At 35.7% G+C, this 19,084-nt stretch carries 20 protein-coding genes; 6 read left to right on the forward strand and 14 right to left on the reverse strand.

What is annotated here, in order from left to right; all coding sequences use genetic code 11:
- Positions 1–26: 26 nt before the first annotated feature.
- The 5 genes from gldG to ACFQ1K_RS08955 are packed head-to-tail and all read right to left on the reverse strand — an operon-like array spanning position 27 to position 4,048.
- Positions 27–1,691: a gliding motility-associated ABC transporter substrate-binding protein GldG gene (gldG, locus tag ACFQ1K_RS08935; RefSeq protein WP_320555237.1), complete on the reverse strand. Its 1,665-nt coding sequence runs from the start codon at positions 1,689–1,691 to the stop codon at positions 27–29.
- A complete protein-coding gene (locus tag ACFQ1K_RS08940) occupies positions 1,678–2,184 on the reverse strand; it encodes a hypothetical protein (protein WP_320555238.1) in 507 nt (168 codons plus the stop codon). Before ACFQ1K_RS08940 ends, gldG begins: the two co-directional genes overlap by 14 nt.
- Complete coding sequence (gene gldF / locus ACFQ1K_RS08945) at positions 2,181–2,903, reverse strand: gliding motility-associated ABC transporter permease subunit GldF (RefSeq protein ID WP_320555239.1); 723 nt, start codon at positions 2,901–2,903, stop codon at positions 2,181–2,183. Before gldF ends, ACFQ1K_RS08940 begins: the two co-directional genes overlap by 4 nt.
- An 8-nt stretch (positions 2,904–2,911) precedes the next feature.
- Positions 2,912–3,208 (reverse strand): putative quinol monooxygenase, encoded by a 297-nt coding sequence (locus ACFQ1K_RS08950; RefSeq protein ID WP_320555240.1) that lies wholly within the window; start codon positions 3,206–3,208, stop codon positions 2,912–2,914.
- 3 nt (positions 3,209–3,211) lie between these two features.
- The gene (locus tag ACFQ1K_RS08955; protein WP_320555241.1) at positions 3,212–4,048 is read right to left on the reverse strand and encodes an SAM hydrolase/SAM-dependent halogenase family protein; all 837 of its coding nucleotides are present in this window, start codon (positions 4,046–4,048) and stop codon (positions 3,212–3,214) included.
- 121 nt (positions 4,049–4,169) lie between these two features.
- On the opposite strand from ACFQ1K_RS08955, the gene ACFQ1K_RS08960 reads away from it, so the two are divergent.
- On the forward strand, positions 4,170–5,123 hold the full coding sequence (locus tag ACFQ1K_RS08960; RefSeq protein WP_320555242.1) for a PhoH family protein: 954 nt from the start codon (positions 4,170–4,172) through the stop codon (positions 5,121–5,123).
- Positions 5,123–6,079 (forward strand): phosphoribosylaminoimidazolesuccinocarboxamide synthase, encoded by a 957-nt coding sequence (locus tag ACFQ1K_RS08965; protein WP_320555243.1) that lies wholly within the window; start codon positions 5,123–5,125, stop codon positions 6,077–6,079. The genes ACFQ1K_RS08960 and ACFQ1K_RS08965 overlap by 1 nt, the downstream gene beginning before the upstream one ends.
- On the opposite strand, the gene ACFQ1K_RS08970 is transcribed toward ACFQ1K_RS08965, so the two are convergent.
- The 4 genes from ACFQ1K_RS08970 to rlmD form a co-directional block, all read right to left on the reverse strand.
- Positions 6,076–6,600, reverse strand: a complete 525-nt coding sequence (locus ACFQ1K_RS08970; protein ID WP_320555244.1) for a DinB family protein — start codon at positions 6,598–6,600, stop codon at positions 6,076–6,078. The two genes, ACFQ1K_RS08965 and ACFQ1K_RS08970, sit on opposite strands and share 4 nt — an antisense overlap.
- A gap of 80 nt (positions 6,601–6,680) precedes the next feature.
- Positions 6,681–7,424: a DUF6048 family protein gene (locus ACFQ1K_RS08975; RefSeq protein WP_320555245.1), complete on the reverse strand. Its 744-nt coding sequence runs from the start codon at positions 7,422–7,424 to the stop codon at positions 6,681–6,683.
- Positions 7,405–7,950 (reverse strand): DUF6452 family protein, encoded by a 546-nt coding sequence (locus ACFQ1K_RS08980; RefSeq protein ID WP_320555246.1) that lies wholly within the window; start codon positions 7,948–7,950, stop codon positions 7,405–7,407. The genes ACFQ1K_RS08975 and ACFQ1K_RS08980 overlap by 20 nt, the downstream gene beginning before the upstream one ends.
- Before the next feature lie 3 nt (positions 7,951–7,953).
- Positions 7,954–9,405: a 23S rRNA (uracil(1939)-C(5))-methyltransferase RlmD gene (rlmD, locus tag ACFQ1K_RS08985; protein ID WP_320555304.1), complete on the reverse strand. Its 1,452-nt coding sequence runs from the start codon at positions 9,403–9,405 to the stop codon at positions 7,954–7,956.
- Positions 9,406–9,647: 242 nt separating this feature from the next.
- Here rlmD and rocD point away from each other — a divergent pair, with 242 nt between their 5' ends.
- Positions 9,648–10,928, forward strand: a complete 1,281-nt coding sequence (gene rocD, locus ACFQ1K_RS08990) for an ornithine--oxo-acid transaminase (RefSeq protein WP_320555247.1) — start codon at positions 9,648–9,650, stop codon at positions 10,926–10,928.
- A 58-nt stretch (positions 10,929–10,986) separates the two neighbouring features.
- Here rocD and ACFQ1K_RS08995 read toward each other — a convergent pair whose 3' ends face one another.
- The gene (locus tag ACFQ1K_RS08995) at positions 10,987–11,325 is read right to left on the reverse strand and encodes a CCC motif membrane protein (protein ID WP_320555248.1); all 339 of its coding nucleotides are present in this window, start codon (positions 11,323–11,325) and stop codon (positions 10,987–10,989) included.
- Positions 11,326–11,333: 8 nt separating this feature from the next.
- Positions 11,334–11,633, reverse strand: a complete 300-nt coding sequence (locus ACFQ1K_RS09000) for a DUF2752 domain-containing protein (RefSeq protein WP_320555249.1) — start codon at positions 11,631–11,633, stop codon at positions 11,334–11,336.
- Positions 11,634–11,718: 85 nt separating this feature from the next.
- Here ACFQ1K_RS09000 and ACFQ1K_RS09005 point away from each other — a divergent pair, with 85 nt between their 5' ends.
- Together ACFQ1K_RS09005 and ACFQ1K_RS09010 are read left to right on the forward strand one after the other, a co-directional pair.
- A complete protein-coding gene (locus ACFQ1K_RS09005; protein ID WP_320555250.1) occupies positions 11,719–11,946 on the forward strand; it encodes a hypothetical protein in 228 nt (75 codons plus the stop codon).
- Positions 11,933–12,484: a Smr/MutS family protein gene (locus tag ACFQ1K_RS09010; protein ID WP_320555251.1), complete on the forward strand. Its 552-nt coding sequence runs from the start codon at positions 11,933–11,935 to the stop codon at positions 12,482–12,484. The genes ACFQ1K_RS09005 and ACFQ1K_RS09010 overlap by 14 nt, the downstream gene beginning before the upstream one ends.
- A gap of 4 nt (positions 12,485–12,488) precedes the next feature.
- Here the strand turns inward: ACFQ1K_RS09010 and ACFQ1K_RS09015 are convergent, their stop codons facing one another.
- The gene (locus tag ACFQ1K_RS09015; protein ID WP_320555252.1) at positions 12,489–13,421 is read right to left on the reverse strand and encodes a hypothetical protein; all 933 of its coding nucleotides are present in this window, start codon (positions 13,419–13,421) and stop codon (positions 12,489–12,491) included.
- Positions 13,422–13,508: 87 nt separating this feature from the next.
- On the opposite strand from ACFQ1K_RS09015, the gene ACFQ1K_RS09020 reads away from it, so the two are divergent.
- On the forward strand, positions 13,509–14,654 hold the full coding sequence (locus tag ACFQ1K_RS09020) for a cysteine desulfurase family protein (RefSeq protein ID WP_320555253.1): 1,146 nt from the start codon (positions 13,509–13,511) through the stop codon (positions 14,652–14,654).
- Here the strand turns inward: ACFQ1K_RS09020 and ACFQ1K_RS09025 are convergent.
- Both ACFQ1K_RS09025 and ACFQ1K_RS09030 read right to left on the reverse strand, forming a co-directional pair.
- Positions 14,644–16,473, reverse strand: coding sequence for a T9SS type A sorting domain-containing protein (locus tag ACFQ1K_RS09025; RefSeq protein ID WP_320555254.1), 1,830 nt, complete (start codon positions 16,471–16,473; stop codon positions 14,644–14,646). The genes ACFQ1K_RS09020 and ACFQ1K_RS09025 overlap by 11 nt on opposite strands.
- 145 nt (positions 16,474–16,618) lie before the next feature.
- Positions 16,619–19,084: a TonB-dependent receptor gene (locus tag ACFQ1K_RS09030; protein ID WP_320555255.1), complete on the reverse strand. Its 2,466-nt coding sequence runs from the start codon at positions 19,082–19,084 to the stop codon at positions 16,619–16,621.

Below are 19,084 nucleotides of genomic sequence, written 5' to 3' on the forward strand. Positions count from 1 at the left end.
TTGTAAAACAAACTTATTAACAAATTCTAGGTGTATTTTTTCTTTCTATAGAAGTTAAAAGCAAAACCAAATAAGGCAAGTAACCCTAATGGTAATACAATGTTTACAAACTGCCATGTACCTTGTTGCTCTTTTACCTTGTCTGGGTTTAAGTAGGCAATGCTTATTTCTTTTGCCCTAATGTTTATAAGTCCGGAGTCATCCAGTAAATAATTTACGGTGTTTAACAGGAATTCTTTGTTTCCGTAAAGAAATCCTCTGTAATCTACACCAAGCTCCAAAGGTCTATTCCGTCTAACATCATTTTTTATAACGTCGCCATCAGAAATGACCACCATTGCTGTCGGTGTGCTTTTTGATTGAAAATTTTTAACTTTAAATGGTAAAACGCGTTGGTCATATACAGAAGTAAATTCACCTTCTAATAATACAGCTAAATTTTGAGCTCCTGAATTGTATAGACTTTCATCTGGCGATTTGGTAACCTCATTTAAGGATATTAGCGTTGGCACACCTTCTAATTTAGTTTTTGGGGAACTCTGTAAAAGGATAGTTTTGCTGATTTCATTTTTAAGGGTGTCCATAGGACTTGCAAAATCATACTTTACGAGTTCTAAATTTTTAGTAATGGGATGATCTTGATTTGAGGATGCAAGAGGTGAATATTGCCATTGGATAGGTTGTAGCTGGGCTTGGCTACCTTCACCAATCGCTAGCATTATTGGTGCAGAGTAGAGGTCTTTAACCAAACTAGGGTTAATCCTAACACCATACTTAAAAAAGAAATCGTTAAGGTTTAGATCGCGCATTGTAGAAACCGATGAGCCAGAATCATTGTACAGACTATCCTTCTCCATGATTACGGATTCGGCTAACCAAAGACTTTTTCCTCCTCTCATGGTATACTGATCCAAAACCAGTTTTTCTTCTTCCGTAAAGGCTTGAGTAGGTTTTGCTACGACGATTAAATTATATTGTTTTAAATTATCCAGCGTGCCTTGTGGATTACTTACTACACTATCTAGAGTGAATGGTGCTATATTGTAATAGGGCTGCACGGTTTTAAGAAAATCAGCTATATAAGCATCACTAAGTTCACCATTACCCTTTATAATGGCAATAGATTTAGATTTTGAAGTAACGAGTTTGCTAAAGGCATCTGCAAAGGCATATTCCAAGCCTTGAACAGAATTGTTGATCTGTTCGGGCAAACTTTGCGTTATGCTCTTTTTGAGCAATGGAATTTTAACGGTTTGATCTTTATAGCTAGCAAAGGCCCAGGGAAAGATAATATCCTGTGTAACCTTTCCAGAACTATTATCAGTATTAATATAAGGCTCTAAACCAGAGCGAGTAAGTTCGTTAATATTTCGTTCCCGAGTAGTTTCGTCTTCAATGGGGTTGATATAATTAACCCTTATATTATTGCTCTTTAGCTGAAGCTCTTCAATAATTTGTTTGACTTCGGTCTGGAGTAATCTAAACTCAGATGGAAAGTCTCCTTCTAAAAAAACGTCTATGATTAAAGGAGCGTCAATTTGATCGATGATAGTATTGGTTGCTTCAGAAAGCGTATAGCGCTTGTCTTTGGTTAAATCGTAACGGCCATAAAACTTACTCGATAAAGCATTAACCACTATAAGTCCAACTAAGACAGCGAGTATGTAAATTAAACTTTTATTCTGCTTCATTCTTCGTTTTCTCGTAGATGATTTCTTCTTGATAATGACGTAATTCGGTCACTTTATCATCTTTAAAAATGATTTCTACACATTCTTTTTCGCCATTAAAAGCACCTGGTTCTATACCCAGGGCATAATTCCATTTATTATCATTGTGTGCTTTTAAACTTTCATCCCATGTTAGCCATTCATAATTCCCTAAGAGAGATTTGATTTTTTCTTTTGAGACACCAATAAGTGTATCCGATTCAATAGTATTATCAATCATTTCATAGCGTAAGGCTGGTTTTTCGATCCATGCTCCGCTATCAAAATACTTTTGATGATGATAATTGCTCACAATATTCACAAAAGGATAAAACATGTAGAAATAAACAAATGGTGTTAAAACTAAGCTGATTAATGCAGTTAACCACTTGCGTCTATCTACCGTATTTAAAAACAAGAAGAGAAGTACAAAGACGACGCTCATGAAGATGACTAAAAAGGGCGTTATAATCATTGTTTTTGAATTCTAAGTTTTGTAAAAAATAAAAAGGCTAGAGCAATACTTACGAAGTAAACCAAATCTCTTGTGTCTAAGATTCCTCGACTCATACTATTATAGTGTGCCGACATTCCTAGGTTTTCCATATACACTAAATCTCCAAATATATTGTAGTTTGAGAGCCCTTCGAAACCAAAATACATAAAGAAACAAATGAAAACTGCAATAATGAACGTAACGATTTGATTATCTGAAAGCGTAGAAGCAAACACACCAATAGATGTATATGCGGCAATAAGAAATAATAGCCCAAAGTAAGACCCAATTGTACTACCCATATCTAAATTGCCTTCTGGACTACCTAATTGGTACACTGTATAAACATATAAAAGTGTTGGGATTAATGCCAACAGGATGAGTATAAAAGCACCAAAATATTTACCCAACACAATCTGAAAATGGGAAATCGGTTTTGTAACTAAAAGTTCTAAAGTCCCTTGTTTTTTCTCATCACTAAAACTGCGCATGGTTACGGCAGGAACTAAAAAAATAAGAATCCATGGTGCTAACAAAAAGAACGAGGATAAGCTGGCTTCACCATTATCCAACACATTAAAATCGCCTTTAAATACCCATAGAAATAACCCATTTAACAATAAAAATACACCAATAACCAAATAGCCAATTGGTGAGGCAAAGAAGGTATTTATTTCTTTTCTTAAGATTGCTAACATTTATAACTTTATTCAAGACTATGAAGCTTATCTACACTCCAAGCTTCAGGTTTTGCGTTAAACAAAGGTTTGGTTTTGGACCAGACACTTTTAAATAATTCAGAATGTCTATAATTATTCAAATCCTTTTCAGAGTTCCAATAACTATAAGTAAAGAAAATATTGGTATTGTTCAGATCGCGATATAATTCTAAAAATTGACAACCTTCAAACGCCCTAATCTTCTGTTTATTGATTTCAAAATTAGCCAAGAATTCTTCAATTTTCGACGGTTCAAAACTCATTTTTACAATTCTTACTAACACTACCTAAGATTTTAAAAAGTTAACCGTTACGGTGTCCATTGTTTTTAAACCCATCAGTGTAGAGGCACTACCAACTGTACTGCAATTGCTTTTGTATACAGCAATTTCCAAATATCCAGAAGAATTAAAAACAACGAGGCCTTTACCTTCATCGTTACGTTTGGATTCTTCAATTTCAAAATTCACGATGTCACTATACTTACTGTAAATCTTTTTAAACTTATGGTTTCGAGCTGAGATTTCATACTCACGTGTTTTTTGGACCTCTTCAAAAAACTTCTTTTTTATGTTTGTAACCACGTTGCCGTAATTATCTATATAAATAACGCTTCCGATAATTTGATTTTTGTCGTCATTAACAAATGGATTCAAATTTTTGATAGGTTTAATAGTGTTAATAACTTTTCCTATAACCTCAAGCGTGCCTCCTCTGGCAATATGGCATGCAACTTTTACAAAGACATCCAGAACTGGAAAATTAGTTTCAATTTTATCATGGATATTGATTTCAACTATTTTATCTGGTGCGATTTCAGCACAAATCATACTCATTATACCATTGTTAGCACATATAAAGTAATGGTCGTCTAAACTAACTGCAATATGCTTATTTTCAGGACTTAACTCCGAATCAATTCCTATAATATGGATAGTCCCTTTAGGGAAACTGCTGTAAGCATTTAGGATGATATAAGCTGCTTCTGAAATGTTAAATGGCGACACTGAATGTGATACATCCACAATTCTAACTTCAGGCAATTCACTGTAAATTGCCCCTTTAATCGCACCAGCAAAGTGATCTTTTTCTCCAAAATCAGTGGTTAAAGTGATAATTGCCATGGATTAATTGTTGATATTTTTTTTAGAATTGAGATTGTAAAATTGTTAGATTTGTTTGTGCACAAACGTTACACAAAACTAAGAAAAGAAAACAGATTAACACACTAAATTCATTAGCCTTTTGAACGAACTTATTCTAGAATTAGAAGAAATTACTCCAAAAGAATTCTTCGGTGCCCAAAATGCCAACATTGAACTACTAAAAAAATACTTTCCTAAACTTAAAATCGTTGCTCGCGGTAATAAAATCAAGGCCTATGGTGATGAAGACTTACTAGAAGAGTTTGATACCCGTATGATGATGCTCATGAAGCATTTTGGTAAGTATAACAAGCTCGATGAAAACGTGATTGAACGTATTTTAACAAGCAATAGCAGTGAAGATTATTCGACATCAGCAACGAGTGGTGATGTTATTGTGCACGGTGTAGGGGGTAAGCTCATAAAGGCACAAACCGTTAATCAAAGAAAGCTTGTAGAAAGTATACGAAAAAACGATATGGTGTTTGCCATTGGTCCTGCTGGTACGGGTAAAACCTATACTGGAGTAGCTTTAGCTGTACAAGCTTTGAAAAGTAAAGAAGTAAAAAGAATTATATTAACTAGACCAGCTGTAGAAGCTGGTGAAAACCTAGGGTTTTTGCCAGGTGATTTAAAAGAAAAATTGGATCCGTATATGCAACCATTGTACGATGCTCTGCGTGATATGATTCCTCATGAAAAGTTAGAAAGCTACATAGAAAAAGGAGTGATACAAATAGCACCACTGGCTTTTATGCGCGGTCGCACCTTAGATAATGCCTTTGTGATTTTGGACGAAGGGCAAAACACGACACATGCACAAATGAAAATGTTTTTGACGCGTATGGGTAAAAATGCTAAGTTTTTATTAACGGGAGATCCTGGACAAGTGGATTTACCTCGTCGTACCATTTCTGGATTAAAGGAAGCCTTACTGGTTCTTAAGAACATTGAAGGTATTGGGATGGTCTATCTAGATGATAAAGATGTGATTCGTCATAAATTAGTGAAAAAGGTCATCGCAGCCTATAAGAGTATAGAAAATAGAGATTAATGAGCCAGAACAATACCATAATAGATACCAACTTCAATTTTCCAAATCAAAAAAGTGTTTATAAAGGAAAAGTCAGAGAAGTTTATAATATAAACGACGAGCAATTAGTGATGATTGCTACTGATAGATTAAGTGCTTTTGATGTGGTGATGCCCAAGGGAATTCCTTATAAGGGGCAAATCCTAAATCAGATTGCGACCAAAATGATGAAATATACGGAAGATCTGGTGCCAAATTGGTTGGTGGCCACGCCAGATCCTAATGTGGCAGTAGGTCATTTGTGTGAGCCATTTAAAGTTGAGATGGTGATAAGAGGTTATATGTCTGGTCATGCAGCAAGAGAATATAAAGCTGGTAAACGATTACTATGTGGAGTGCCAATGCCAGAAGGAATGAAGGAAAATGATAAATTTCCCGAGCCTATAATTACACCTGCAACCAAAGCCGAAAAGGGTGACCATGATGAAGATATTTCTCGTGAGGACATTTTAAAACGAGGTATTGTCTCTGAAGAAGACTACATTGTTTTAGAGGATTATACTAGAAAGTTATTTCAGCGTGGCACCGAAATAGCGGCAAAACGTGGATTAATTTTGGTGGATACCAAATACGAGTTTGGTAAAACTAAGGATGGAAAAATTGTATTAATTGATGAAATCCATACACCAGACTCATCAAGATACTTTTATGCGGATGGCTATCAGGAACGTCAGGATAACGGTGAAGCTCAAAAGCAACTTTCTAAAGAGTTTGTCCGCCAATGGTTAATCGCTAATGGTTTTCAAGGTAAAGAAGGTCAGCAAGTACCTTTTATGAGTGATGAGTACATAGAAACGGTAAGTGATCGCTATATTGAGTTATATGAAAACATTACTGGTGAGGCCTTTGTAAAAGCTGATGTTTCAAATATTCAGAGTAGAATAGAAGCTAATGTTTTAGAATATTTGACTAGTTAATACTTGGTTTTCAAATTCTCCGTATGATGCTCAACATGATATGCGGTCCACATAATAATTTCTCGTATGGGCATTTTACCCATCAAGGGATGCGGCAAGATTAATTTGTCTAGATTCTTGTCACTGATCTTTTTTGTTTTGTATTGTAGTTTTTTGCTTTCGGTTTGAAGGCGATTGAGGATATATTGCTTTTCATTAACGGTAGGAACTTTCATGTTCTGCGAGCCTTTAAAGGTCTTTCCTCTTGCACCTTTTAATCGTTCGTGGTATCGATTAACGATACTATCATAATCTCTAACAGGCCGGTTGGCTTTTCCAAATTTGTAGCGAATTAAGAATTTTGGTAAGCTTAAAGCGTTATTGAGCGGAATGATACTTTGCAATAGATGGAGTGCTTGTTGTCCTTGTGTCCATTTGCCTTGAGGACCTTGAGTCCACGATTCAAGAGGTTGTGCTTCTAACCATTGAATTAACTCGGAATGCTTAGTATCAATAAGATCAGCAATATCTTTTCTGTCCATATAATTTTTTAATTATAGAAAAGATAGGGATTTTTGTTGAAAGTTGTGTTGATTGCGTACGCGTTTATTTTTAGACTTGACTACTCTTCTTCCTTTTCTTGAATTACAATTTTATCCTTCTTTAAAATAGGAATGAGATAAGAGAGGTTTAGACCAAAGCCAACACCAAAACGTCCACTATCATAAGTGCGATTAAAACCAGGTATATAAAGATTCTCAAAATTATCGGGTGCAGTTTCTGTAATAAGACCTTTGAGTTGTGCATTGATACCAGCATAAAAGTTATTGAACACTTCGGCTTTAATTCCTATGATGATTTCGGCCCAAATCGCGGTTAGACCAGAAAACTCCGTTCCTTCTTCTACAGTAAATAAATCGTCATTCCAATATTGATGGTTAACGTCATAAATTCTATAGCTATCTAAGGTTTGGCTAAAAGTACTTGCTCCACCTCTAAAACCAACATAGATCATATTTTCCATATCTAGCCAGTTTTTGTAAAAGTTAAGATCTATACCACCTTTAAAATAGCTTCCTTTGGTAGTGTTGTTAAGCACTTCGTTTTCTAAAGTGCGTTCTTCATTTCCTATTTCCCCAGCTAAATATATTTTTTTTGTAAGACGATAATCTCCCATAATCTCAAAACCGGTATAGTTATCGTCAAAAAATGTGAATGCCAGTTTACTAACATCCAAACCTAACCTTAGGCCATACTTTTGTTTATATACTAAAGTGTCCTTTACAGTTTTCTTTTTTTCCTGAGCGGTTGCTATTGTAGAAAATAACAACAAAAAAACCATACTCTTAATGAAGAATTTGTACATGTACTGTATTTTCATTTTCTACATTTTCTACGGATTCAATGATGTTGCTTATCCATGTGCTTCCATCAAAGGCTTCAAAGGTAACTTCTAGATTTTTGAATATACTTTTATAACCACAAGCTCTCGATACGTATACGAACTCTGTTTCATAGGATATGGTTATAATATCAATATTAGAATTGGTACTGGAATTGTCGTCCAATCTTAAATTAGTGTCTTTTTCAAGTACAAATCGCGTGGTAGTGGTTTCATCTTCAACACCTACAATTAATGGTAACTCAACTGAGCTTGCGTTTGTGTTATAAACCAAGGTGCCATCGGTATTATCATCTGTTGGGTTAAGCGCTAAACCTTCCCCATAAACCGTTAAGCGTGGTACAGTTTTCAACTCATCCTGTTCGTTGATATTATAAAATTCAACCAATAGTCGAGGAGTCGTTGGTGTACTTTCTGCACAAATATCATCTCGCTCACAACTGATGAGCGCAACTAAAAGAGACAGAATTATAAACTTTAACTTTTTCATTAATTATTTTTCAAACAGAACAACGGTTTCAATGTGAGCTGTATGTGGAAATTGATCGACCAAACTTAACTTTTTTAATTGATATCCTGCAAGAATTAATTGCTCTGTATCTCTTGCTTGTGTTGCTGGGTTACAAGATACATAAACTAAACGGTCTGCATTGAGGTTTATTATTTTGTTAAGGGTCTTTGGTGCGATACCAGCTCGGGCAGGATCTAAAATGATAGTTCGTATGTTATTCCTATATTCGGGATGCTCCGTTAAAAACTTACCTACATCTGCTGCATAAAATTCTAATCCTTTAATATTATTTCGTTTGGCATTTTCTTTAGCGTCTTCTATCGCTGAGGCTACAATATCTACACCCACAATTTTTGTATTGTTGGCTTTGCTCGCCACAATTTGTCCAATGGTTCCTGTACCACAAAATAAATCTAAAACAACAGTATTATCTATAGCATCTTTATTTTCTAAAGCATAGTCAACTACTTTAGAATAGAGTTTTTCTGCACATTTAGGATTAGTTTGAAAAAAGCTTTTCATACTAATTTCAAAATTCAGACCTAACAATTCTTCAACAATCTTATCCTCACCATACACCAATTTGATATTTCCTGTCGTTGCTATGGTTCTATCACCAACCTCATCGTTTATGGTATGTAATACGCCTGCAGCTCTATCACCAAATAGTGTCACTAAATAATTAGCAAAGGCATTTAAATCAAACTGATCTAAATCACGCGATGTCGTCACAAGATTGAAAAGTAGTCGATTTGTTTTGTACGATTTTCTAACTACGAAATAACGAAAGAAACCTTCCTTTTTTGGTCCATGCCAAGGTGCTAAACCTGTATTTTTACAGTATGCTCTAATATCTTTTAAGTGGTTCTCTACCGATGCATCGAAAAGACCAGAATCTCCATTTAGATTATCACCACACCACCAAAGTCCTCTACGTTTAAAGCCCAAGGTGAACTTGTCAATATCGGTATTGGTTTCGCGATCAAAACCAATGGCAGAAAAGCCATATTCCATTTTATTGCGATAATGAAAGGTGTTTGGTGAATTTACAAATTCATCAAACTTAGTTTCAATATCTTTTATCTTTCCAATACGTTTAAAAAGCTCTAAAGTGCTCTGCTTTTTATAGTCATGTTGTTTTTCAATTGGTAATTGAATGTATGGAGCACCAGGAATGTCTTGGAAAGGAATTTCTACTTCGTCTTCAGAGGGTTTTAGAATATCGATTAGTTTGCATTCAGCATATTTTTTACTGGATTTTTTCACTTGAGCCTTAACCAATTGACCAGGTAATGTATTGGGAACAAAAACAACAAATTCTCCATGTTCATTTTTAATACGGCCAATGCCTTTACCACCAAAAGCATAATCTTCAATTAAAATCTCAATAATCTCTCCGCGTTTTACAAACTTGTTGCGTTCTCGTCTTGGCATCAATATTAAATTAGTTTGCAAATATAGTTGCATTTTAGAAATGGGGTCAAAGAATTTGATATCATCTTTGAGTAAGATATTCCATAAATATTTATTAATTTGCAGGCATCTAGGGGTGATTTCTCTCCCACGCTGCTTTTTCAGGGCTTCACCATAACTTCTAAACATGGATGCGCAAAGCCTGAGAAAAAATAAAGGTAGAGTAGGAATGGTTATTTTTTCAACATTTAAAATTTATCAAAATGGCTGTTTTAGACCACATTTCGTCTCAGGAGGCGATGGCACTAGAGAATAAATATGGTGCTCAGAATTATCATCCCTTACCAGTAGTTTTAAGTAAAGGGGAAGGTGTTTATGTTTGGGATGTAGAAGGTAAAAAATATTACGATTTTTTATCGGCATATTCCTCGTTAAACCAAGGACACTGTCATCCAAAAATAGTCAATGCCATGACAGAACAGGCACAACGACTAACCTTAACTTCAAGGGCATTTTATAACGATATGCTTGGCCGTTATGAAAAATACGCAACAGAGTATTTTAAGTTCGATAAAATGTTGCCTATGAATTCTGGGGCAGAAGCTGTAGAGACCGCTTTAAAACTTTGTAGAAAGTGGGCATATGAGGTAAAAGGTATTGACTTAAACAAGGCAGAAATTGTTGTTTGTAAAAATAATTTCCATGGTAGAACAACAACTATTATATCATTTTCTAACGACCCAGTAGCTCGTAAAAACTTTGGGCCATATACGGACGGATTTATAAAGGTAGAATATGATAATCTTAAAGAATTAGAAGAGGTACTTAGCAACAACCCTAATGTAGCAGGTTTTATGGTTGAACCTATACAAGGAGAAGCAGGCGTGTATGTACCTAGTGAAAACTACCTAAAAGAAGCAAAAGCCCTTTGCGAAAAATATAATGTTTTGTTTATTGCGGACGAGGTGCAAACAGGTATTGCTCGTACTGGACGTTTATTGGCTACTTGTGGGAATTGTACTTGCGAAAATAAAGACTGCTCTGGAACACCAGATGTAAAACCAGATATTTTGGTTTTAGGTAAAGCTTTAAGTGGTGGCTTATATCCAGTATCGGCTGTAATGGCAAGTAACGACATTATGAATGTGATTCAACCAGGTAATCATGGAAGTACTTTTGGAGGAAATCCTATCGCAGCGGCAGTGGCTATAGCTGCTTTAGAAGTTGTAAAAGATGAGAAGCTTGCCGAGAACGCAGACCATCTAGGGAAGATATTCAGGGCTGAAATGAATAAATATATCAAAGAAAGTACTATTGTAAGCTCTGTTAGAGGTAAGGGATTATTAAATGCTATTGTTATTAACGATGATGAGGATAGTGATACCGCTTGGAATATTTGCCTGAAGCTTAGAGATAATGGGTTATTGGCAAAACCAACACATGGCAATATTATACGATTTGCACCACCATTGGTAATGACAGAGGACCAATTACTGGACTGTGTCTCTATTATTACAGAGACATTGAAAGAATTTGAGATATAACCATATAAAAAAAGCGATTCATAATTGAATCGCTTTTTTATTTATTTAATAATTATCCTTATTCAACTTCTACACCCATTTGTCTCCATACATCTTTGGATTGTTCCATATAGGCATCCCATCCACCTGCTGAGACTATAGTATATATAGACATTATTAAAGCTATTACTGCCAAAACCAAGCCGATGATGGCAATAATCTTAGCGGTTTTTACCTGACTAAAATTACTATAGATTTCGGGTTGTTCTGCATATAATTTTTCATCTTTCATGGCTAAATAATATGCAATACCGGAAAGTAATAAACCACCGATACCCATACTAAAACAACAACAGATAAAAGAAATGCTTCCTAAAACTATTGATGCCGTTGCATTAGGTAATTTTTGTTGTTCCATAATTAAATTTATTTGAGATATAGTTTTAATAAGTAACTAATGATAATCACTACCACATTCAGTATAGCCAATATAGCAATTATTTTAGTACCATTTTTAAAGTTCTTAACTGTATTAAGCGCAATAAAACCAAATAATGCCATTAAAGTGTAAAGTCCAGGGTACATTAAAAACGATTCCACAACTTGACCTCTAAGCAACAGTGCTGCAGAACGTTGCAAGCCACAGCCCATACATTCGTACCCAAACAATGTTTTGTTGACACAGGGCAACATATAATCCTCAAGATTTTTTATGAATAGAACCATAAAGCTAAATTAATAAATTACACTTACTCTAGCTTATATTAAAATTTCATTTGCCTTATTTTTGTATGGTAATATTTGAAAGTATATGACGGTTTCTAGGGTTATAAATCTTATTTTTATAATAGGAGGTGGTAGTGTTGCAGTTTATGCACAAGCTGGTGAACAACAAAACACCTATGTATTGATTGGTGGTATTATACTGCTGATGTTTGGTATCTACAGAACATCAAGAAACATTCCTAGTAAGTATGAAAGACAAGAAGAAGAATCTTTTGTAAAATCTGAAACAATAGAAGACAATGAAAAAAGGTGATATTGTTGAAACTATAGATGATGCCATCAAAGGAACTGTTAAAAGCATTAAAGGTTCAATGGTTACCATTGAGGATGTGGATGGTTTTGAGTTTCAGTTTGAAGCAAACGAATTGGTGATTATAACTTCAAATAAAACTCTAGATAATGCTATATATGATTCTGATATAGAAATTATTAAAAAAGAAAAAGAAACTTCAAAACGAAGGACTATACCAATAGTTAAACCAAAAGAACGTCATGCGCCAAAATTTGAGGTGGATTTACATATTCATCAACTTACTGATTCTACAAAGGGTATGACCAACTTTGATATGATGAATTTACAATTGGATACAGCAAGACGACAACTCGAATTTGCCATTCGTAAGCGTATTCCCAAAATGGTATTCATTCATGGGGTAGGAGAAGGAGTCCTACGACAAGAGTTAGAAACGCTTTTAGGGCGCTATAATAACGTACAGTATTATGATGCCGATTATAAAACCTATGGTAATGGTGCTACCGAAGTTCGAATATTTCAAAATGTAGAACCCTAATTGTCTAATTGTCCTCAGTGAAATTTATGGCGTAAGTTAAAGTACCAAAATCAATTTCTTGCGCAGATAAAATATCGAGATTAACACCAGTAATTAAAAAGTCAATGATTATTGTTCTAGTGTAGGTATTTCCACCAGAAAGTCCTGGGTTATCATACTCCGTTACTTCTAGCATATTTAAGTAATGTGGAACAATATTGCCATCAGCATTAGCATTAAGATCATTTCTTGGATCTTGGTCCTGATCTTCATCTTCTAAGATGGTATTGACACCATCACCATCGTCATCTTCATCTAAATAGTCTGGCGTGCCATCTCCATCAGTATCTAAAGGATTTGTTGTTGGGTCATCGTCATCATCTAGATCATCATTGTCAATTTCATTGCTTGTTGGCACATTATCATTATCATCATCCTGATCTAAATAATCAGGAATACCATCTTCATCACTGTCCTGAGCATTTGGATAATTGCCATTTTCGTCCATTTCACCTCTACCTTCCAAATCCGATGGAATGCCATCGTTGTCGTCATCTTCAATGGTAACAGTAGCAAAGGCTGACCCTGATGGAGCTTCATAATCATTTACAATGTTCAAATCAGCTGGTGGCACGGGATTGCATAATTCACCAGAAGCGAGTGCTCTATTGTAGGTTCTATATAGAAAGCGTGTGGTTGATTCATTAATTGGAAATTCCTGTGGATTGCCAACTGGAGTGGCTTCCGTAAACGGAAACGCTTCGTTATTACTTCTTGGTATAATTAAAGATAACGATTCATTTGGGTCTTGTCTCGTATCGTAAATTAGAAAGGAGTCCGTATTATTAGTACATAAATCCAATTCCTTATCAAATTCTAAATCTACTGTAATAATATCACCATCATCACAGGCAGTTAAAATAAAAAGCGTAAAAATTACATAATACCAACGCGTCATATACTTACATTTTGAGCAAAAATAAGGGATTTGTAAAATTATAACGTCGCATTATCTAAATAATTTTATTTACGATATTTTTGCAGTATGAAGCAAGTGTATTTAGATAACGCAGCTACAACAGCTTTGCGACCAGAAGTAATAAACCGCATGACAGAAGTGCTTGCCAATACTTATGGTAATGCCTCTTCAACCCATAGTTTTGGACGTTCGGCCAAAGCACTTTTAGAACAGTGCCGTAAAAATATTGCGATTTATTTTAATGTGTCCGCCTCTGAGATTGTTTTTACTTCTGGTGGTACAGAGGCTGATAATTTGGCGTTGCGAAGTGCTGTTAGGGATTTGGGAGTCACCGAAATAATTACCTCTAAAATAGAGCATCATGCGGTTTTACATACAGCTGAACAACTACAAGATGAATATAATATAAAGATAAGCTATGTTAATCTTGACGGGTGTGGAATGATAGATTACACTCACCTTGAAGACTTATTAAAAGCATCAGATAAGGCCATGGTAAGTTTGATGCATGTAAATAATGAAATAGGAAATGTTTTAGATATCCAACACGTTGCGAAGTTATGTAAAGAAAACAATGCCTTGTTTCATTCTGATGGTGTGCAATCCGTTGGTCATTTTAAATTGGATTTACAGACCATCCCAGTTGATTTTTTAGCAGCGAGTGCGCATAAGTTTCATGGGCCAAAGGGGGTAGGCTTTTGTTTTGTACGAAAAGAGTCGGGTTTAAGGCCTTTGATTTTTGGCGGTGAGCAGGAGAGAGGGCACAGGGCAGGAACAGAGTCTATCCATAATATTGTTGGTATGGACGAAGCTTTAAAAATAGCCTATGATAATCTTGATGCTGAAAAAGAACAAATCACTTCAATTAAAACCTATTTTATTAATCAGCTGAAAAAAGTCATTCCTTCAGTAAGTTTTAATGGAGGCTGTGAGGATACTACAAAAAGTACATATACTTTGGTTAATGTTTGTTTACCACTAGAGCCTTCAAAGACTCCAATGCTTCAATTTCAGCTAGACCTTAAAGGAATTGCTTGTTCAAAGGGCAGTGCATGTCAAAGCGGTAGCAGCCAACAATCTCATGTGCTTGCAGAAATCCTAGACGAAGAAAAGTTAAAATATCCATCTGTCCGTTTTTCCTTTAGTGTATTTACAACGACAGAAGAGATTGATTACACCATAAATGTTCTGAAAGATATCTTTAATGCTTAACAATTATCTTTTCAGATGATACCGTATTGTTTTTTGAGGTGACATTAACAATGTACACACCATCACTTAAGTTTACAGTAGATAACTGATAACGGTTAGATACAGAATCGTATAATTGATTCAACATTCGCTTACCAGTCATATCAAAAACTTCAATAGTTTTTACATCTAAACCATTGGGATTAATGACAGATAATTCGTGAATATCGTTATCCTGACGAATGATTAAGTCACTAACTTCAAGGTCGTTAATACTAAGTGCTTGACCAGGTGTGAATACAATTTCAAAACGATCAGTGTAGTTGCCTGGTTCTATATTGAGTTCGTAATCCTGATCTCTTAAATTTACATATACATCATTGTAGGTATCGTGAATATAAATGCCTTGGGATTCATCGAAGTTTTGAATATCAAATATTCTAAAACGTAATGGTTGTTGTTCTTCTATGTCAACAACAATTGGAATTCTTAGGTCTTGACTAAAGGGATAAGCCAGGCCAGAATAATTCTTACTGTCTTGTACAAAATAGGCGTCAGAGTCAAGATTGACTGCTCTTTTTAATTCTAAACCCCTATCATGTTCAAATGTGGCCGTATCATGGAAATTTAACAATATTTGTCTCGTGTACTCAGCCTCTCCAACTGTAAAGTCTACATTGACTCTAAATCGTTTATAATCATCAGGAACAAGTGACAAGCCATTATCTTGGTATTGAATACCACTAGTTGATGAATCTGGGTTATTACTTCTAAAAAAAACACTACTTGCTGGCGCTTCTTTTTCAAACACACGATGGGAGTTCTTTAAAGTCACTACTGCTCCCGGACCAATGCCTGTGGAACCTTCAACCATAAAGCCTTGTCCAATTGGGATATAACGATAGGCTCTTTTACTTGCACCTGGAGGTCCTGGAGGAACTGGCCCTACTATATTTCCTGCACCATCATAGGTTTGAAATACAGCTGGCGTATTTGATATAATATTACCAAGCGGATCTATAGAGAACTCATGATAACCTCCAATATAGTCTGCGAGTACATGAGATTCTACGTAAGTCGCATGTTCCCAAAATAATATAGTACCTTCAATTTCAATTACATTATCTATGTCATGGATGAGAGCTGCTGAATCTATTGCAGATGGATAAGGATTACCAATCAACGTAAACAAACCATCAGCAATTGGACTGGAGATAGTGCCATTGTTTGGTTTTCCTCTAAAATCATAGGCTTGACTAACAATTGGGTTTCCGCTGGTACCTTTCATGGTAAACCCCAAACCAGGTGCCAATACATCCGCCGCATCTCCAATGTAGTCCCAACCTGTATACTGTTCTGAACTTACAAAAGAATAAATCCATCGATGCGAAATTGTCACTGGATCTGTGGCATTATTGCCATCAACATTAAACGTAAAAGTAGGAGTCACATTGGTAATCAGACCAGTTGGTTCTGTAATTTGTTGTTGAAATATAAATTGCCTATTTGAATTATCATCTGCATTAGTATTACCAACTGGCGAACACCAATAATTATAACTCCATCTATTTACATTACCTTCTTGATAAACACTTAATTCACCAGTGCCAGAATTACCCACGTTATTTCCTTGAAGTAACTGAGCATCGTTTCGTAAATAGAGGTGCGAGTTGTTTTCTAGGTTGACATCATTTGTAACATAAAGCGGAGCAACATCTGTTCCACTGGAAAACCCTGTACCATCAATGTAGATGTAACTTCCATTACTTACAAATAAATCTGATTGTGCCGAAGCCATACTGAAGCATAGCAATAGGCATGCGATGAGGGTAGTTTTCATGCTGAATAAATTTATAACTATAGCTTAGTAGGGTAACCTAAAGTGAATTAGACAGTTACAAATTTATACATTTTATGAAATGGTAGGGAGCAATACAACGAGGATATTTGCCGTTTCGCTAAAAATTTGAAATTAGTTAGGGTAATTACAATCTCGCCGAAAACCTCAAATTAAAAACTCGTGGTGTTAAAAAGTTAGGAATAGCGAACTGACGTTTGGTATAAACATCCCTTACCCAAGTGTTGGTGATTGAGTTTTGGTTATTAAACATGTTGTAAATTTCAAAACCAAGTGAAAGTTCCCTAAATGCCTTTTTCCATTTAGCGTTGTAGGTTTTGGTTGGATTGACCAATTCTAATTGGATGCCTAAATCTGCACGTCTGTAATCCCTGAGCCTGATCTGAAAATCATAAGGATCTGCATAACTTGGCGAACCACCAGGTACTCCAGTATTGTAAACCAAATTAAGGTACATTTTAAGGTTAGGCATGTTTGGTACATAATCTTGAAATAAGGCGCCAAACTTTAAACGCTGATCGGTAGGTCGGGCAATATAGCCACGATTATTGATGTTTTCTTCCGTTTTTAGGTAGCCAAAGCTGAACCAGGATTCTGTCCCAGGAACAAACTCACCGTTTAAGCGCATATCCAAACCGTACGCATAAGCCGTGGCGTTATTGGCTGCTCTATAACGTATCCGAACATTTTCCAATGTGTAAGGGTTAACATCAGTTAAGCCTTTGTAGTAGGCTTCCGTAACCAATTTAAAGGGCCTATCCCAAATTTTAAAACTATATTCATTTCCAAAAACGATGTGAAACGACTTTTGTGCTTTAACATTTGGTTGCACCACACCTGAGGAATCCCTTAATTCCCTGTAAAAGGGTGGCTGATAATACAAACCACCAGCAACTCTAAAGAGCATGTCTTTATCCCAATCCGGTTTAATGGCAAATTGTGCTCTTGGGCTAAATACTGTTTGGGTCTTATTTTCTATATTATCTCCACTTACAGTCCAGTTATGCATTCGGACACCAGCATTGTAGAATACCTCATGATTTCCCCATTCTGTGCGTTTACTATATTGTGCAAATGCTTGCATACGGTCGATTTGAACGCGGTTGAGCGCTCTAATATTTTCAAAAGCTGTAAGGGGACCTTCAAATGGCTCGTAGGGCTGTAGGTTTGGAATGCTAAAGTTTGGTGGACGAATAGAGAAACCTGCCGAATCTATGATTTCATATTCTACAAGTCGGTCTCTGATGTCTTCATGTGTATATTTTACAGACCATTCAACTGTAGATTCTTCATCAATATTATAATCCCCTCTATGCTCAGCATTAACAATAAAGGCATCTAAATCGTTACGCGCATGGGTTAATTGCGAACCTATCCCTTCGCTAAATTCAACGTCTCCTAGATTTTCATCACCAATGTTGGTATTGACTTCACCCAATCTGTATTGTGCAAAAATGTCAAAGTATTCTTGTTCTAAGGTATGATAGGCAGAACCAATAAATTTTAGTGTAAGGTTATCGTTAACAAAGTAATTTGCCTTTAATGCCCCAAAATAGGTCTGGTATTCGTCTTCTTCATTACCATCATAAAATACCAATAAGGCAACCGGTTCTTGTAATGTTCCAAAGTTAGTTTGTCTGTTTTCTGGTTGAAAATTATATCTATTGAGCGAAATATTCCCTAGAAAATTCAAGTGAAACTTATCCGAGAATCGATAGGTTAAATACGTTTGTGCATCAGCAAAAACCGGCTCAACATTACCTTCGGTTTCCAGATTGTTTAGTATTAAGCTATTGTCTCTGTAGCGTACACCAGCTATACCTGAAAATTTACCATTCTTGGATACCGTTTCAGCTGCAACGCTTCCACCGAGTAAACTCAAATCGGTTCGAACACCAAAAGCCACAGGATTGCGATAGGTGATGTCTAAAACCGAAGATAATTTATCTCCATATTTAGCTTGAAAGCCACCAGCGGAAAAGTCGACATTTGAAACCAAATCGGTATTTACGAAGCTTAGTCCTTCCTGATTACCAGAGCGAATCAAAAACGGACGATAGACTTCAATCTCATTAACATAAACGAGATTCTCGTCAAAATTTCCACCTCTCACCGAATATTGCGTACTCAATTCATTTGAAATATTAACACCGGGAAGTGTTTTGAGGATATTTTCTATACCAGGCTGCGCACCTTTAATCGTTCGTAAAGTTCTAGGTGATATTGTAACAACACCATCTTCATTTTGCCTTGTATTGGTGGTAATGACCACCTCAGCAAATTGTTCGGCCTCTACCTTCATTACAGGATTATATTCTAATTCCTGACCATTTTTTAGATTAAACTTTTGAATAACCCTTTTGTGACCAAGATGGGTAAACTCAATAGTGACCTCAATATCAGATGGTATTCTGAGTTCAAAGAAACCATTAGTGTTTGTAGCCGTACCTTCTCCCGTTGAAGCTTTTATATTCACATTCTCAATAGGGAGTTTTGCCTCATCTAAAATAACACCTCTTATGATTGCAGATTGTGAAAAAGAAAGTACACTAAATAGCAGGCAAAGGAGGAGAGTAAAAAATAAGCGTTTCAA

This window comes from Winogradskyella aquimaris, from assembly GCF_042676105.1.
Taxonomy (GTDB): domain Bacteria; phylum Bacteroidota; class Bacteroidia; order Flavobacteriales; family Flavobacteriaceae; genus Winogradskyella; species Winogradskyella aquimaris.